This window comes from Rahnella sp. BCC 1045 (assembly GCF_019049615.1).
GTDB lineage: Bacteria > Pseudomonadota > Gammaproteobacteria > Enterobacterales > Enterobacteriaceae > Rahnella > Rahnella contaminans.
In genome coordinates this window covers 1-14,873 of the sequence record NZ_JAFMOZ010000131.1, presented here as the reverse complement: position 1 = coordinate 14,873, position 14,873 = coordinate 1, and the positions used below count along the sequence as shown (strand labels likewise).

General features: G+C 50.0%; 17 protein-coding genes. 9 read left to right on the top strand and 8 right to left on the bottom strand.

Features of this window, described 5'->3' with window-relative positions; translation table 11 throughout:
- Positions 1–9: 9 nt before the first annotated feature.
- The 5 genes from accA (at position 10) to J1782_RS15180 (ending at position 5,500) form a co-directional block, all read left to right on the top strand.
- On the top strand, positions 10–969 hold the full coding sequence (gene accA / locus J1782_RS15200) for an acetyl-CoA carboxylase carboxyl transferase subunit alpha (protein ID WP_013574209.1): 960 nt from the start codon (positions 10–12) through the stop codon (positions 967–969).
- Between the two features lie 189 nt (positions 970–1,158).
- A complete protein-coding gene (locus J1782_RS15195; protein ID WP_208951106.1) occupies positions 1,159–3,306 on the top strand; it encodes a lysine decarboxylase LdcC in 2,148 nt (715 codons plus the stop codon).
- Positions 3,307–3,392: 86 nt separating this feature from the next.
- Positions 3,393–3,785, top strand: a complete 393-nt coding sequence (locus tag J1782_RS15190; RefSeq protein ID WP_217153456.1) for a VOC family protein — start codon at positions 3,393–3,395, stop codon at positions 3,783–3,785.
- A gap of 4 nt (positions 3,786–3,789) precedes the next feature.
- Positions 3,790–5,142 (top strand): tRNA lysidine(34) synthetase TilS, encoded by a 1,353-nt coding sequence (gene tilS / locus J1782_RS15185; protein ID WP_208951107.1) that lies wholly within the window; start codon positions 3,790–3,792, stop codon positions 5,140–5,142.
- Positions 5,143–5,167: 25 nt separating this feature from the next.
- Positions 5,168–5,500, top strand: a complete 333-nt coding sequence (locus J1782_RS15180; RefSeq protein ID WP_217153455.1) for a cytochrome c — start codon at positions 5,168–5,170, stop codon at positions 5,498–5,500.
- 75 nt (positions 5,501–5,575) lie between these two features.
- Here J1782_RS15180 and rof read toward each other — a convergent pair whose 3' ends face one another.
- Both rof and J1782_RS15170 read right to left on the bottom strand, forming a co-directional pair.
- On the bottom strand, positions 5,576–5,836 hold the full coding sequence (gene rof / locus J1782_RS15175; protein ID WP_101079200.1) for a Rho-binding antiterminator: 261 nt from the start codon (positions 5,834–5,836) through the stop codon (positions 5,576–5,578).
- On the bottom strand, positions 5,823–6,023 hold the full coding sequence (locus tag J1782_RS15170; protein WP_015696108.1) for a YaeP family protein: 201 nt from the start codon (positions 6,021–6,023) through the stop codon (positions 5,823–5,825). The genes rof and J1782_RS15170 overlap by 14 nt, the downstream gene beginning before the upstream one ends.
- A 215-nt stretch (positions 6,024–6,238) precedes the next feature.
- Between J1782_RS15170 and J1782_RS15165 the strand changes: the two genes are divergently transcribed.
- Genes J1782_RS15165 through nlpE form a run of 3 tightly spaced genes read left to right on the top strand, consistent with a single transcriptional unit; the run spans position 6,239 to position 7,957 of the window.
- Positions 6,239–6,799 carry a YaeQ family protein gene (locus tag J1782_RS15165; protein ID WP_217153454.1) on the top strand — a complete coding sequence of 187 codons (561 nt, stop codon included), beginning with the start codon at positions 6,239–6,241 and terminating at the stop codon, positions 6,797–6,799.
- A gap of 5 nt (positions 6,800–6,804) precedes the next feature.
- Positions 6,805–7,221 carry an alternative ribosome rescue aminoacyl-tRNA hydrolase ArfB gene (arfB, locus tag J1782_RS15160; RefSeq protein ID WP_217153453.1) on the top strand — a complete coding sequence of 139 codons (417 nt, stop codon included), beginning with the start codon at positions 6,805–6,807 and terminating at the stop codon, positions 7,219–7,221.
- Between the two features lie 58 nt (positions 7,222–7,279).
- A complete protein-coding gene (gene nlpE, locus J1782_RS15155; protein WP_152326540.1) occupies positions 7,280–7,957 on the top strand; it encodes an envelope stress response activation lipoprotein NlpE in 678 nt (225 codons plus the stop codon).
- An 84-nt stretch (positions 7,958–8,041) separates the two neighbouring features.
- Here the strand turns inward: nlpE and proS are convergent, their stop codons facing one another.
- The 6 genes from proS to metN all read right to left on the bottom strand — a co-directional run bounded on the left by proS (position 8,042) and on the right by metN (position 13,717).
- Positions 8,042–9,760, bottom strand: coding sequence for a proline--tRNA ligase (gene proS / locus J1782_RS15150; RefSeq protein WP_152326541.1), 1,719 nt, complete (start codon positions 9,758–9,760; stop codon positions 8,042–8,044).
- Between the two features lie 118 nt (positions 9,761–9,878).
- A complete protein-coding gene (tsaA, locus tag J1782_RS15145; protein WP_217153452.1) occupies positions 9,879–10,586 on the bottom strand; it encodes a tRNA (N6-threonylcarbamoyladenosine(37)-N6)-methyltransferase TrmO in 708 nt (235 codons plus the stop codon).
- Positions 10,583–10,990: an Rcs stress response system protein RcsF gene (rcsF, locus tag J1782_RS15140; protein ID WP_152326543.1), complete on the bottom strand. Its 408-nt coding sequence runs from the start codon at positions 10,988–10,990 to the stop codon at positions 10,583–10,585. The genes tsaA and rcsF overlap by 4 nt, the downstream gene beginning before the upstream one ends.
- Positions 10,991–11,160: 170 nt before the next feature.
- On the bottom strand, positions 11,161–11,976 hold the full coding sequence (locus J1782_RS15135; RefSeq protein WP_104924646.1) for a MetQ/NlpA family lipoprotein: 816 nt from the start codon (positions 11,974–11,976) through the stop codon (positions 11,161–11,163).
- 63 nt (positions 11,977–12,039) lie between these two features.
- Positions 12,040–12,693: a methionine ABC transporter permease MetI gene (locus tag J1782_RS15130; protein ID WP_104924647.1), complete on the bottom strand. Its 654-nt coding sequence runs from the start codon at positions 12,691–12,693 to the stop codon at positions 12,040–12,042.
- Complete coding sequence (gene metN, locus J1782_RS15125; protein ID WP_217153451.1) at positions 12,686–13,717, bottom strand: methionine ABC transporter ATP-binding protein MetN; 1,032 nt, start codon at positions 13,715–13,717, stop codon at positions 12,686–12,688. The genes J1782_RS15130 and metN overlap by 8 nt, the downstream gene beginning before the upstream one ends.
- A gap of 179 nt (positions 13,718–13,896) precedes the next feature.
- Between metN and gmhB the strand changes: the two genes are divergently transcribed.
- Positions 13,897–14,463 (top strand): D-glycero-beta-D-manno-heptose 1,7-bisphosphate 7-phosphatase, encoded by a 567-nt coding sequence (gmhB, locus tag J1782_RS15120; protein WP_152326545.1) that lies wholly within the window; start codon positions 13,897–13,899, stop codon positions 14,461–14,463.
- The last annotated feature ends 410 nt before the right edge of the window (positions 14,464–14,873 follow it).

Genomic DNA, 14,873 nt, shown 5'->3' with positions numbered 1-14,873 from the left:
AGGAATGCTATGAGTCTGAATTTTCTTGATTTTGAACAGCCGATTGCGGAACTGGAAGCGAAAATTGACTCGCTGACTGCAGTCAGCCGTCAAGACGAAAAATTAGATATTAATCTGGACGAAGAAGTTGCACGCTTGCGCGAGAAAAGCGTTGAACTGACCCGTAAGATTTTCTCTGATCTGGGTGCCTGGCAGATTGCCCAACTGGCGCGCCATCCTCGTCGCCCTTATACCCTGGATTACATCAAACATATCTTCACCGATTTTGATGAACTGGCGGGTGACCGTGCATTCGCGGACGATAAAGCTATCGTTGGCGGTATTGCTCGTCTGGGCGAACGTGCTGTGATGATCATTGGTCATCAGAAAGGCCGTGAAACCAAAGAGAAAATTCGTCGTAACTTCGGTATGCCTGCACCTGAAGGGTATCGCAAAGCGTTACGCCTGATGGAAATGGCCGAACGTTTCAAACTGCCAATCATCACCTTCATCGACACCCCGGGTGCATACCCTGGTGTGGGTGCGGAAGAACGTGGTCAGTCTGAAGCGATCGCCCGCAACCTGCGCGAAATGTCGCGTCTGAACGTCCCGGTTATCTGCACCGTGATTGGTGAAGGGGGTTCCGGTGGTGCTCTGGCAATCGGCGTGGGTGACAAAGTTAACATGCTGCAATACAGCACCTACTCGGTCATTTCACCGGAAGGCTGTGCGTCTATCTTGTGGAAGAGCGCAGATAAAGCCCCTCTGGCTGCGGAAGCAATGGGTATTATTGCTCCGCGCCTGAAAGAGCTGAAACTGATCGACTCCGTGATCCCGGAACCTCTGGGTGGCGCGCATCGTAACGTTGAGGCAATGGCCGCTTCTCTGCGTGCACAACTGGAAGCTGACCTGAGCGATCTGGATGTTCTGAGCACTGAAGAACTGCGCAACCGTCGTTATCAGCGTTTGATGACTTACGGTTACTGCTGATATCAGCAATGTATTGCGAAAGGCTATGCTCCGGCATAGCCTTTTTTATTGACCGTTTTTCCTTCTCAGATTTTCCTGCATTCTTAAATTCCCTCTTTTTGGTCGAAACCCGGTGGTAAAGGGTACACAGCGTCCGTTAACCGTGTTTCTATAAATACCTGAGAGATATACAACAGAAGGATTTGTCAGATGAATATTATCGCTATCATGCGCCCGGAAGGGGCCTACTATAAAGATGAGCCAATCCGTGAACTGGATAGCGCGCTGACGCTTCTCGGATTCCAGATTATTTATCCACGCGATCGTGCTGACTTACTGAAACTCATCGAAAATAATGCCCGTATCTGCGGGGCGATTTTCGACTGGGACCAGCACAGTGAAGAGCTGTGTACGGAAATCAATGAACTGAATGAATACCTGCCGCTTTACGCGTTCATCAATACGCACTCCACGCTGGACGTTGATGTTAATGAGATGCGTATGGTCTTGTATTTCTTCGAGTATGCTCTGGCTGCTGCCGATGATATTGCCAAGCGTATTCGCCAGTACACCGATGAATATATCGACACCATCACGCCGCCGCTGACCAAAGCGTTATTTACCTATGTGGAAGAAGGGAAATATACCTTCTGTACGCCCGGACATATGGCCGGTACGGCCTTTCTGAAAAGCCCGGTCGGAACGCTTTTTTATGACTTCTTCGGGGCTAAGACCCTGAAAGCGGATGTGTCGATTTCGGTAACGGAACTCGGTTCCCTGCTCGACCATACCGGCCCGCATTTAGAGGCGGAGGAATACATCGCGCGAACGTTTGGGGCGGAGCAAAGCTATATCGTTACCAATGGCACATCCACGGCAAACAAAATTGTCGGGATGTACGCCGCGCCTGCGGGCAGCACCGTGCTGATTGACCGAAACTGCCACAAATCTCTGGCGCATCTGATGATGATGACCAACATCGTGCCGGTGTATTTGCGTCCGAACCGCAATGCCTACGGTATTCTGGGCGGGATCCCGCAACGGGAATTCACACGTGAAAGCATTGAAGAGAAGATCGCGCAGACCGAAAATGCCACCTGGCCCGTGCATGCGGTGATCACCAATTCCACCTACGACGGGCTGCTTTACAACACGGATTACATCAAAAATACGCTGGATGTACCGTCGATTCACTTTGATTCCGCGTGGGTGCCGTACACCAATTTCCATCCGATTTATGATGGCAAAAGTGGAATGAGTGGCGAGCGGGTTCCCGGCAAAGTGATTTATGAAACGCAGTCGACGCATAAATTGCTGGCGGCTTTCTCACAGGCTTCCATGATTCACATTAAAGGCGACTATAACGAAAGCACCTTTAATGAAGCCTACATGATGCACACCACCACATCGCCGAACTACGGCATTGTGGCGTCGGCAGAAACTGCGGCGGCTATGTTGCGCGGAAACCCCGGACGGCGGCTCATCAACCGTTCTGTGGAACGTGCGCTGCATTTCCGTAATGAGATACAACGGCTGCGTGAGGAAACTGACGGCTGGTTCTTCGGTATCTGGCAACCTGAGCATATTGATGAAGCAGAGTGCTGGCCGCTGAATCCGGATCAAAACTGGCATGGTTTTGCTGATGCCGATACCAATCATATGTATCTGGATCCGATCAAAGTGACGATCCTGACGCCCGGCATGAATGAAATGGGCAAACTCGAAGAAGAGGGGATCCCGGCGGCACTGGTGGCGAAATTCCTTGATGAGCGCGGCGTGGTAGTGGAAAAAACGGGTCCGTACAATCTGCTTTTCCTGTTCAGCATTGGTATTGATAAAACCAAATCCATGAGTCTGATGCGCGGGCTGACGGACTTCAAACGCAGCTATGATCTTAATCTTCGGGTCAAAAATATGCTTCCGGACCTTTATGCAGAAGATCCGGATTTCTACCGTAATATGCGCATTCAGGATCTGGCTCAGGGGATCCACAAACTGATTGTCCGCCATGATCTTCCACGTCTGATGATCGAGGCTTTTGATGTGTTGCCGGAAATGAAAATGACGCCATATGAAATGTTCCAGCATCAGGTGCGCGGGCATATCGATGAGTGTGACATTGACGAACTGATTGGCAAAGTCTCTGCCAATATGATTCTGCCGTATCCACCGGGCGTGCCCGTGGTGATGCCCGGTGAGATGATTACGCAAGAGAGCCGGGCCGTTCTCGATTTTCTGATCATGCTGTGTTCTATCGGTGAGCGTTATCCGGGATTTGAAACGGATATTCATGGAACCCGTCTCACAGAAGACGGGCGCTATCTGGTAAAAGTTTTAAAACTCCCGGAAGCGGGTTAACAAACCGCCCTCTTCGTGAGGGCTTTTTATTGACGTCTGCGAACACCCTGAGTAACGTGCACAGCAGGAATTAACAGGAAATCATCATGCTTAATCTTCGCCAGGTTCATCACATCGCGGTCATTGGTTCTGATTATCAGGCCAGTAAACATTTCTATTGCGATATTCTCGGGTTTACCTTACTTGGCGAGTTTTACCGCGAAGAACGTGATTCATGGAAAGCCAATCTGGCACTGAACGGCCAGTATACGATTGAGTTGTTCAGCTTCCCGAATCCACCTGCCCGTCCAAGCCGGCCTGAATCCTGCGGTTTGCGCCATCTGGCGTTCAGCGTTGAAGATATCGGGCAGTCCGTCAGTGCACTGGAAGCCGCCGGTGTCTTTTGCGAACCGGTGAGAACAGATCCTTATACCGGCAAACAGTTTACTTTTTTCACCGATCCCGACGGCCTGCCGTTAGAGCTTTACGAATCCCGGTAATCTCATGAATCGTCATCCGTCAGCACTGTTTCTGACTGAACATCTGCGCAGCAAAATTGGGTCTGCGCGAAAACTTTGCGTGGCATTTAGCGGCGGTCTGGATTCAACCGTTTTGCTGGCTGGTCTTGCGCAGTTGCGGGACAACCAGATCCCGGACTTACGGCTGCGGGCATTACATGTGCATCACGGATTAAGCCCGTTTGCGGATGGCTGGGCGATACATTGCCATGATTTTTGTCAGCTGAGGAATATCGGGCTGTCGGTCATCAAGGTTCAGGTAAATGCCCGTGATGGCGGGATTGAAGCGGCAGCAAGAGCTGCGCGCTATCAGGCATTTTCAACACAGCTGGAAGAAGGCGAAGTCTTACTGACAGCGCAACATCTTAACGATCAGTGTGAAACGTTTTTGCTGGCGCTCAAACGCGGTAGTGGCCCTGCGGGTTTGTCGGCGATGAGCGCGAACAGTATGGGACTGGGTTATCGGCTGATGCGGCCGTTGCTCGATCTCAGCCGGGATCAGCTTGAGGAATACGCAGATCAACATCAGCTGACGTGGATCGAGGATGACAGCAATTGTGATGCCCGTTTCGATCGTAATTTTTTGCGACTCAATATTCTTCCTTCGCTCTATGCGCGCTGGCCGCATTTCGCGCAATCCACCGCCCGCAGCGCTTCGTTATGTGCGGAACAGGAATCCCTGCTTGATGAACTGCTCAGTGAGTCCCTGACGGCGTTAACAGATGAACGGGGAAGTTTATCTGTTGAGGGCATGGGGAGTTTCTCGGCGGCAAGACGTTCCGCGCTGCTGCGCCGCTGGCTGGCTGGCCGTGAAGCAAAAATGCCTTCCCGCGAACAGCTCCAGAGAATTTGGGATGAAGTGGCGTTAAGCCGTGAAGATGCACAGGCGCAGCTTCAGCTTGGGAGTTTTGTTGTGCGACGTTATCGCCAGCGTCTGTATCTGTTGCCCCAATATTCATCCCTCAAGGATCAGGTCATCAGCTGGGATCCTGCTGACAAACTTCTGTTGCCTGACGCTCTGGGTGTTTTATCAGTTTCTGCAATTCGTGATGCGGGTGATGAAAGCTGTGTCATCCGTCAGCCGCGCGCGGGAGAAACGATCACCGTTCGCTTTCATGCTTCCGGGATGATTGAAAAGGTTGGGCGCGATCGTGCCCGTCAGGCGAAAAAGTTGTGGTCTGAGTTAGGCGTGCCGCCCTGGCAACGGGATCGCATTCCGCTGGTTTATTACAATGAACAGCTTATTGCTGCACCTGGCTGGTTTATCACCCGTCAGGCACTGGCTGAAAATAACGAAGGACAATGGCGGCTGTTATGGTCCGGTTGCTCAATAAAATAGAAAGCGGTTAATTTTGGGAGTTGTAATGCTGAGAATTTTGTTGCGGGCAATGGCAGGGTTATTGCCGCTGATATTGCTGAGTTCACCGGTTCTGGCTCAGGGAAACAGTGCAGATGGTCAGTCTAAATCGGCAAGTTGTGCTGCATGCCACGGCGCAAAGGGAAAAGCGGTTAATGCTATTTACCCAAATCTGGCCGGGCAAAATGAAGATTATCTTGCACTGGCGTTGCGTGCTTATCAGAAAGGAGAACGCAGCGGCGGGCATGCGGGTGTCATGCAGGCATTTACGTCATCACTGTCTGAGCAGGATGTCAGTGATCTGGCAGCTTACTATGCCAGTCTGACGCCGCTTAAATAGGAAATGGGGTGGTTGCAGAAATGCAAACGGGCAACCCTGAGATTGCCCGTTAGTCATAGTCACGGAGGTTTTCGCTTATTCTGCGCTCACGACCACCGTGCCAATTTCCGGATGGCTAAAGCTTTCTATATGATCAAGCCGCAGATCGCGTTGTTCTCCGCTGGCCTCGACCACCAGATACTCCACTTTCTTACGCATTAACAAATCTTTGGCTTTTGCCTCAACGACTTCTCCGCTACGCAGCTTCAGCGTCAAAACCAGGTGATGCTGGCAGGCGAGCTCGAGATTATCGTAGTCATCACAATTGATGGGTTGGTACTCATCATTCATCGACATAATCGCTCACCAATAAGTTAGCGGCGGCGTAGGCCGCCTGGTCCCTAACGGAAGACGGAAGCTCAGCATTCGCTGCCACTTCGTCCAATGCTTTCAATACACAACCCAACGCATCGGGCACATATCCGAGATCGCCGCTGGCGATTTCAGAATATTTACGGCGTACCAACTCACAGTATTGTTGCATAAGTTCTCCCTAAAAAGCGTATCCCTCTGAGGAAAGCGCAGAAAGATAAACTCTCAGTATTTAACGACTATAGCACAGGAGAGTGTGAGTTATTAGCAGGCCTGTAAAGGTAAATCGTTTGCGTACAGCCTTTATTCAGAAGGTCCATCGGGGGAAAACTGGTTTAGGCAGGACGCTTTCAAGTACACTGTGCGTCTGATATCAAGAGGTTTCCCATGGCGCTAAAAGCAACAATTTATAAAGCAGCAATCAATATTGCTGATATGGATCGTAATTTCTTTCATGACGCCAACCTGACTTTGGCCCAGCATCCCTCAGAAACAGAACAACGAATGATGCTGCGTTTGCTGGCATGGATTTATCATGCAGATGAACGCCTGACTTTTACCCGTGGATTAAGTGCGGAAGACGAACCTGAAATCTGGCGTAAAAACGATCATAACGGCATCGAATTATGGGTTGAATTAGGGTTGCCGGATGAGAAGCGTCTGAAAAAGGCCTGTAACCAATCGCGCGAAGTCGTGCTTTACGCTTATGGTGAGAGAGCGGCAAAAGTCTGGTGGTCACAAATTGAAGGGAAGGTCAGAGGTTTTAACAACCTTCGCATTCGATATTTAGAAGATGAGCTTCTGAATCAGCTGACCGCTTTTGGCGGCAGGACCATGGATTTACAGGCAACTTTACAGGACGGAACTATTTGGCTTTCCGATGCTCAGAGTAATTTGGAAATTCATTTTTCTGAATGGAAAGAGTTTGCCGGAAATGACGGAAGGTAATCAGCGTGCTAATCCTTTCCGGAAAACTGGAAATCCCTGACAGCGAAATCGAATTAACGGCGATCCGCGCGCAGGGAAATGGTGGTCAGAACGTCAATAAAACATCAACGGCGATTCATTTACGCTTTGATATTAAAGCGTCAAGTTTGCCAGAATATTACAAAGAGCGGTTACTGGCATTCAATCACCATTCTATTACTGCCGACGGTTGGGTAATCATTAAAGCCCAGGAATACCGGAGTCAGGAGCAGAACCGCGAAGCCGCTGTAGCCCGGCTGAGTACATTGATTTCGCAGGCGATGGTGGTAGAAAAACCTCGCCGGGCGACGAAGCTGACCAAAGGGTCAAAAATTCGTCGTGTAGAAAGTAAAGTGCGCAAAGGTGCCACAAAAGCATTACGAGGCAAAATTCGTCAGCCTTAAATCGTGTTGCAGGACAATCTTTATCGCAGCACAAGGAAAAAGCAGTAGGGGAGAAACTGTGAAAAAAATCATTATCACGGCAGTGCTGGCGCTCGGGGCGCTGTCACTGTTCGGCTGCCACACCGCTGCCTTCAATCATGAAAAACCGCTTCAGGCGATGCAGCAAAGTTACAGTGGTGTTTTGCCTTGCGCAGATTGCAGCGGCTTAAAAACCTCATTGTTCCTGCAACAGGACGGGACTTACATCTTGCAGGAAGTGTATCAGGGCAGCAAAGAGGGCGATCAGAGCTTCGCCAGCTACGGCCGTTGGGCGCGTACGGCAGATAAACTGGTTCTGACTGACAGCCATGGCGAGAAGCGCTATTTCCATCCAAAAGATGAAAATCTGGAAATGCTTGATCACAGCGGTGAGCCGATCGTTTCTTCCTTCAACTACACGCTGAAACCTGTGCAGCAGAGCCTGCCTAAAACGCCAATGGCACTGACCGGCATGATGCAATACAGCGCCGATGCGGCCTCTTTTAAAGATTGCGCAACGGGTAATATTTTCCCGATGTCTGCCAATAAAACGCTGGAAGCTGGCTACCTTGCTGCGCGTAAAGCGCCGAACCAGCTGGTCTTCATCTCGATGGACGGCCACTTTATGACAGAACCTTCAATGGAAGAGGGGCAAATGCAACGGGCGGTTGTTGCGGATAAGAATATCAGCTTTGATGCCAATAAAGTTTGCCCTTAGCCTTTAAGCTTTTATCGGATTGTACAAACAAAAATGCCCGCGCAATGCGGGCATTTTAATGGGCGAACGTCTGTCGCTAAAATATTAACGCGGGATCTGGCTCAGCAGATATTCAACAATATCGCCTTGCTTAATCATTTGTTTTTCACCGCTGCGACGGTTTTTGTATTCCAGCTCTTCAGCGTCCAGATTACGATCACCAATCACAACGTGGTGTGGAACACCGATCAGTTCCATGTCTGCAAACATGACGCCCGGACGCTCTTTACGATCGTCGAGAATCACATCGATACCGTGTGAACGCAGTTCTTTGTACAACGCTTCCGCCGCATCTTTCACGCGGAAAGATTTGTGCATGTTCATTGGCAGAATCGCAACCTGGAACGGGGCAATGGCGTCCGGCCAGATAATTCCACGGTCATCGTGGTTTTGTTCGATAGCCGCAGCGACCACGCGGGTCACTCCGATGCCGTAACAGCCCATGGTCATGACCTGATTACGGCCATCTTCGCCCTGAACTGTTGCATTCATCGCTTCTGAGTATTTAGTACCCAGCTGGAAGATGTGGCCAACTTCGATACCGCGCTTGATAACCAGAGTACCCTGACCGTCCGGGCTTGGATCGCCGGCAACCACGTTACGGATGTCTGCCACTTCTGGCAGCGCAACATCGCGATCCCAGTTAATACCAAAGTAATGTTTACCGTCGATGTTTGCGCCAGCGCTGAAATCGCTCATAGCGGCAACGGTGCGGTCAGCAACAACTGGCATTGGCAGATTAACCGGGCCGAGTGACCCCGGGCCTGCTGCAACGATTTCGCGGATTTCAGCTTCTGTTGCGAAAGTCAGCGGAGCAGCAATTTGTGGCAGTTTTTCGGCTTTGATCTCGTTCAGTTCATGGTCACCGCGAACCAGCAGGGCAACCAGTTTATGGCCGCTTTCCGGGGTAGCGTGAACCATCAGGGTCTTCACGGTTTTCTCAACCGGCACCTGGAACTGTTCAGTCAGTTCAGCGATGGTTTTAGCATCTGGTGTTTCAACAACACGCATTTCTTCAGATGCTGCAGCGCGTGGCGTCGTTGGCGCTAATGCTTCAGCGAACTCAATGTTAGCCGCGAAATCAGAAGAATCAGAGAACACGACATCATCTTCGCCGCTCTGTGCCAGAACCTGGAATTCATGTGATGCGCTGCCGCCGATAGAACCGGTATCTGCCAGCACAGCACGGAAATCCAGACCCATGCGGTTGAAAATTTGGCTGTAAGCCGCATACATCGCATCGTAAGTTTCCTGAAGGGATTCCTGCGTCGTGTGGAACGAGTAGGCATCTTTCATCAGGAATTCACGTGAACGCATCACACCAAAGCGCGGACGAACTTCATCGCGGAATTTGGTCTGGATCTGGAAGAAGTTCAGCGGCAATTGTTTGTAGGAACTGACTTCATTACGGATCAAATCCGTAATGACTTCTTCGTGGGTTGGACCCAGTACGAACGGACGCTCGCCACGGTCAACGAAACGCAGCAGTTCCGGGCCGTATTGTTCCCAACGTCCGCTCTCCTGCCATAAATCAGCGGGCTGAACTACCGGCATAGACACTTCAATGGCGTTCGCGTTGTTCATTTCTTCGCGTACGATGTTTTCAACTTTTTTGAGAACACGTAAGCCGGTTGGCAGCCAGGTGTACAGGCCGGAGGCCAGTTTACGGATCATACCAGCGCGAAGCATCAGCTGGTGGCTGATGACTTCTGCGTCGGCTGGCGTCTCTTTCAGTGTAGAGAGCAGATATTGAGTAGTACGCATGATGTGTTGGTTCCGTTAGCACTGCAAATTGCAATCGGGCTGCCAGCGGCAGCCAAAACGTGAAAAGTGGCTTAGTTTACCAGCGAGTTGGTGTTGCCAAAAGAGACGCAAAGGAAATTTAGTCTTCGTCGAGGGACATTACCTGATTCAGGGAACCTACAACCCGCCAGCGGACATTAAATTCCAGCAGACGAACGGCGTAATCCCGTTCAGCAGATTCACCTTTGCGGTAAGCAGGACGCGGATCCTGCCCTAATACCTGTGTAATAAAGCGGCGCAGATGCGGATATTTTCCTGCATGTTTTGCCAGTTGAGATTCTGCCTGAGGGAGAAATTCCACGGGCATATCGGCTTGCGGCGCATGTTGGGCAAAACCCGCACGGGCTTCAGGATGGCTTTCTGCAAACGGCAGATAAGGTTTGATATCAACAACAGGGGTGCCATCGACGAGGTCGAGACTGCCGAGTTGCAGAATCACACTCTGCCCCTGACAGTGAATGCCTTTTAGTTCAACCAGCGACATGCCCAGCGGATTGGGGCGAAAAGTTGAACGTGTAGCAAACACGCCAGTACGAATATTGCCACCAAGGCGCGGCGGACGCACCGTCGGGCGCCACCCCCCGTCCATCGTCTGATGAAAGATGAACATCACCCATAAATGACTGAAATCTTCCAGCCCGCGTACGGCCTCGGGCTGGTTATAAGGAGCATGAAGATGTAATTCGCCGCCTCCATCCTGAACTAACCCCGGCTGGCGCGGAACAGCAAACTTCTCTTTGTAGGGAGAATGAATGGTCCCTATTTGCTCAAAAGAAAATGAGGTCATTTAAAGGTGACATTCAGAGCCGAACCCTGACAAATTGCCTGCTGGAAACAGCCAGGGACGCCGCCGACGATCTCGCACTGATGTAACAGCACCGCATTTGCTTTCATATAAGAGGCACGGGTCAGCATTCTTTTACGCGCAGCCGCAAGGCTTGGTGGCGTATCGTTTTGATCGCTCTGGCAAGACTCGCCAGAAACTTCACCCAGGTCGCGGAAAGGTGTTCCGACCAGAGCTTCAGCATCTTTATACAGTTTGACGGGGGCAGGGCGAACCGGAGCCGGTTTTGGTTTGACAGGTTTTGGCTCTTCTTTAACAACAGGTGCAGTGGTTGTTGGCTGTGTGTGTTGAGTCAGGGAACAACCCGCCAGCAAAAGTGCCGACAAACAGAGAGGTAAAGCACGCATGGTATGTCCTCTGCTTTTTTAATATGTTTACAGGAAAGAATGTGGCGTTATTGAACCAAGGTATTGAGGAAATAACAAGGCGGGCATAAGCCCGCCTTGAATTTATTTGTGAAAGGAATATTTGCGAGAGTAATTATCAGGATAAATACTGAGTTCCTGACATTCGCGAATTACCAGCCTTTCACCGCGCCGCCGTTGAAGATCTTGTTCGCTGCGGCGTTAACTTCGTCAGACTGGTAAGCCTGAACGAATTTCTTCACGTTTTCAGCATCTTTATTGTCTTCACGCGCAACGATCAGGTTAACGTACGGAGATTCTTTATCTTCAACGAAGATGCCGTCTTTCTCTGGCGTCAGGTTAATCTGGCTGGCGTAAGTGGTGTTGATTACAGCCAGTGCAATTTTTGCATCATCCAGTGAACGTGGCAGTTGTGGTGCTTCCAGCTCAACCAGTTTCAGGTTTTTAGGGTTCTCAGTGACATCCAGAACAGTCGGCAGCAAGCCAACACCGTCTTTCAGTTTGATTAAACCTTGTTTTTGCAGCAGCAGTAATGAACGGCCCAGGTTAGTCGGGTCGTTTGGCAGTGCAACCTGATCGCCATCTTTCAGCTCATCGATAGATTTAATTTTTTTAGAATAACCGGCGATTGGGTAGACGAAAGTATTGCCGACCGGAACCAGTTTATAACCACGATCTTTAATCTGCTGATCCAGGTAAGGTTTATGCTGGAAGGCGTTAACATCGATATCGCCTTTGCTCAGCGCTTCGTTTGGCAGCACGTAGTCGTTGAAAGTCACCAGCTCTACGTCAAGACCGTATTTTTCTTTAGCGACTTTCTGTGCAACTTCAGCAACCTGCTGTTCAGAACCGACAATCACACCCACTTTAATATGGTTAGGATCCTGTTCTTTCGGCCCGCAACCAACTAAAGCCAGCGTTCCCAGAAGCGCGCCGACAACTGCAATGGATTTAAATTTATTAGACATGTCCTTTCCTCAATAAGCGGATAAAAATTATTCGCAGGGTTAGCTATTACAGCTGTTGTTTCATTATTTATGCGTGACTGCTTTTACGATGCGGTCGCCGCAAAACTGAATTAAATACACCAAAACGACTAACAGGACTAATACCGTATTCATTACAGTTGCGTCATAACCAATGTAACCGTACTGATAACCGATTTGCCCTAATCCACCGGCACCGACAGCACCGCCCATAGCAGAATAACCCACCAGAGTGATCAGCGTGATAGTGGCTGCGTTGACCAGACCCGGCAAAGCTTCCGGCAACAAGATTTTACGGATGATTTGCATTGGCGTGGCGCCCATGGCGCGTGAGGCTTCAACCAGACCGCTTGGGATTTCCAGCAACGCATTCTCAACCATACGCGCGATAAATGGCGCCGCGCCAACGGTCAGGGGGACAATTGCCGCCTGTAAACCGATTGAAGTCCCGACGATCAGACGTGTGAACGGAATCATCCAGACGAGCAGAATAATAAAAGGTATAGAACGGAAAATGTTAACCAGCGCAGACATCACGCGATAGACGTTTTTGTTCTCTGCAATCTGCCCCGGACGGGTGACGTAAAGCAGCACGCCAAAAGGCAGACCCAGAACGAAACCGAAGAAGCCAGAGGTCAGTGTCATGATGACAGTTTCCCAAATCCCCCGACCCATTAACCACATCATTGGCTCAGACATAACCGAGTACCTCTACTTTTACCTGATTTTCATGCAGGAACTGAATTGCTGCCTGAGTGTTTTCTTCTGCACCGTGCATTTCTGTCAGCATAATCCCGAACTTCACGCCGCCGGCATAATCCATCTGAGCACTGATAATATTATTGTTTACGTCGAAACGGCGCACGGCCTCTGAAAGCAAAGGCGCATCAACGGACTGGCCGGTGAATTCCAGACGTAACAAAGGTACCCGACCGGCTTCAGGTTCAGGAACCAGACGTACGGCGTAATCTTCCGGGACATCCAGGTGCAGCGTTGACTGAATAAACTGCTGCGCCAGCGGGGTTTTAGGGTGTGAGAACATCTCACTCACTTTATCCTGCTCGATTAATTTGCCATCGCTGATCACCGCAACCTGATCGCAAATGCGCTTAACGACATCCATCTCGTGCGTGATCAACAAAATAGTTAATCCAAGGCGACGGTTGATATCTTTCAGCAATTCAAGAATTGCGCGGGTGGTCGCCGGGTCAAGAGCACTGGTCGCTTCATCGCACAACAAGACTTTAGGATTGCTGGCCAGAGCGCGCGCAATCGCCACACGCTGTTTTTGACCGCCGGAAAGATTGGCCGGGTAAGCATCATGTTTATCTTCCAGGCCCACAAGGCTCAGCAACTCGGAAACACGTTTTTTGATTTCTGCAGAAGAAAGGTTATCCAGCTCCAGCGGCAGTGCCACATTGCCAAAGACAGTACGTGACGACAGCAAATTAAAGTGCTGAAAAATCATACCAATCTGTCGGCGTGCGCGGGTCAGCGCTTTCTCGGAGAAGGACATCAAATCCTGACCATCAACCAGTACCTGGCCTTTGGTCGGACGTTCCAGCAAATTGACGCAGCGGATTAATGTACTTTTCCCCGCGCCAGATGAGCCGATTACGCCATAAATTTGCCCGGCAGGGACGTGAAGACTCACGTCAGAGAGCGCGACGATCTGGCGCGAACCCTGCTGGAAAACCTTGGTGATGTTTGAAAGTTTAATCATATTTTTTTTATTCTGTCTTTTTGCCGTGACGTGGTGAAATTAACTCTGCGGGAGCACTTCCCCGAAGCATGTCGTGGATGCTAAGGCGTCTAGACGTCTAAGTCAACCAGGTTAGCGTTCTCACGAGCAGTGAAAACATGCGATACTGATGCCGTTAACCCGCCATCAGGAGCAAATTCGTGGCACAACCAGTTTCAGCAATCTTTCTTGACCGTGATGGGACTTTGAATGTCGATCACGGCTATGTACATGAAATCGATGATTTCCAGTTTATCGATGGTGTTATTGATGCCTGCCTTAAACTCAAAGAGATGGGCTTCTTATTGGTATTAGTTACCAATCAGTCCGGTATCGCACGCGGCAAGTTTACCGAAGATCAGTTTATGACGCTGACGGAGTGGATGGACTGGTCGCTTGCCGACAGAGGCGTCGATCTCGACGGCATCTATTTCTGCCCGCATCATCCCGAAGGTACCGTTAAAGAGTTTACTCAGGTTTGCGATTGCCGTAAGCCTCTGCCAGGTATGTTTATGACAGCCAAAGAGGAACTCAATATTGATATGGCTTCATCTTATATGGTGGGCGATAAACTCGAAGACATGCAGGCAGCTGCGGCGGCGGGTGTCGGCCATAAGATTTTAGTACGCACCGGCAAGCCGGTTACCGAACAGGGTGAAAGTGCAGCCGACGCCGTACTGGAAAGCTTTGCTGCATTGCCTTCCTTTATAGCAAAAGCGCAAAAATAACTGTCTTTGGATAAAAAAACGGCAAACGAAATAAAACTGTATTTATTCGCTTGCCATTAAAATCGAACTCCCTATAATGCCGCTCCATCGACAGGGAACAACGTGAACAACATCACGAAGTGACCGGGTCGGAAAGATTAAAAACAGCGGCAACCGGATGAAATAAACGGTTGACACTGAATGAGGAAAGCGTAATATGCGCCACCTCGAGTTAGCAAGCGAAAGCGCGTAACTCACTGCTCTTTAACAATTTATCAGACAATCTGTGTGGGCACTCACAAGACGATATCAGCCACTTCGGTGGCAAAAAATATCAAGTCTTAGAGTGACCAAGCAGTAATTCATTTAGTTGAATTATTACGAAAGTAAACTTTGAGCACCGCTTAACGTGTTTAAGCAAATCGAACTTT

Coding starts and splice junctions, on each gene's coding strand:
- J1782_RS15135 (WP_104924646.1), bottom strand. CDS start 11,976: ATGTCTAATAAATTTAAATCCATTGCAGTTGTCGGCGCGCTTCTGGGA.
- J1782_RS15180 (WP_217153455.1), top strand. CDS start 5,168: ATGCTGAGAATTTTGTTGCGGGCAATGGCAGGGTTATTGCCGCTGATA.
- J1782_RS15195 (WP_208951106.1), top strand. CDS start 1,159: ATGAATATTATCGCTATCATGCGCCCGGAAGGGGCCTACTATAAAGAT.
- accA (WP_013574209.1), top strand. CDS start 10: ATGAGTCTGAATTTTCTTGATTTTGAACAGCCGATTGCGGAACTGGAA.
- tsaA (WP_217153452.1), bottom strand. CDS start 10,586: ATGACCTCATTTTCTTTTGAGCAAATAGGGACCATTCATTCTCCCTAC.
- proS (WP_152326541.1), bottom strand. CDS start 9,760: ATGCGTACTACTCAATATCTGCTCTCTACACTGAAAGAGACGCCAGCC.
- rcsF (WP_152326543.1), bottom strand. CDS start 10,990: ATGCGTGCTTTACCTCTCTGTTTGTCGGCACTTTTGCTGGCGGGTTGT.
- tilS (WP_208951107.1), top strand. CDS start 3,790: ATGAATCGTCATCCGTCAGCACTGTTTCTGACTGAACATCTGCGCAGC.
- metN (WP_217153451.1), bottom strand. CDS start 13,717: ATGATTAAACTTTCAAACATCACCAAGGTTTTCCAGCAGGGTTCGCGC.
- J1782_RS15190 (WP_217153456.1), top strand. CDS start 3,393: ATGCTTAATCTTCGCCAGGTTCATCACATCGCGGTCATTGGTTCTGAT.
- J1782_RS15165 (WP_217153454.1), top strand. CDS start 6,239: ATGGCGCTAAAAGCAACAATTTATAAAGCAGCAATCAATATTGCTGAT.
- J1782_RS15130 (WP_104924647.1), bottom strand. CDS start 12,693: ATGTCTGAGCCAATGATGTGGTTAATGGGTCGGGGGATTTGGGAAACT.
- J1782_RS15170 (WP_015696108.1), bottom strand. CDS start 6,023: ATGCAACAATACTGTGAGTTGGTACGCCGTAAATATTCTGAAATCGCC.
- rof (WP_101079200.1), bottom strand. CDS start 5,836: ATGTCGATGAATGATGAGTACCAACCCATCAATTGTGATGACTACGAT.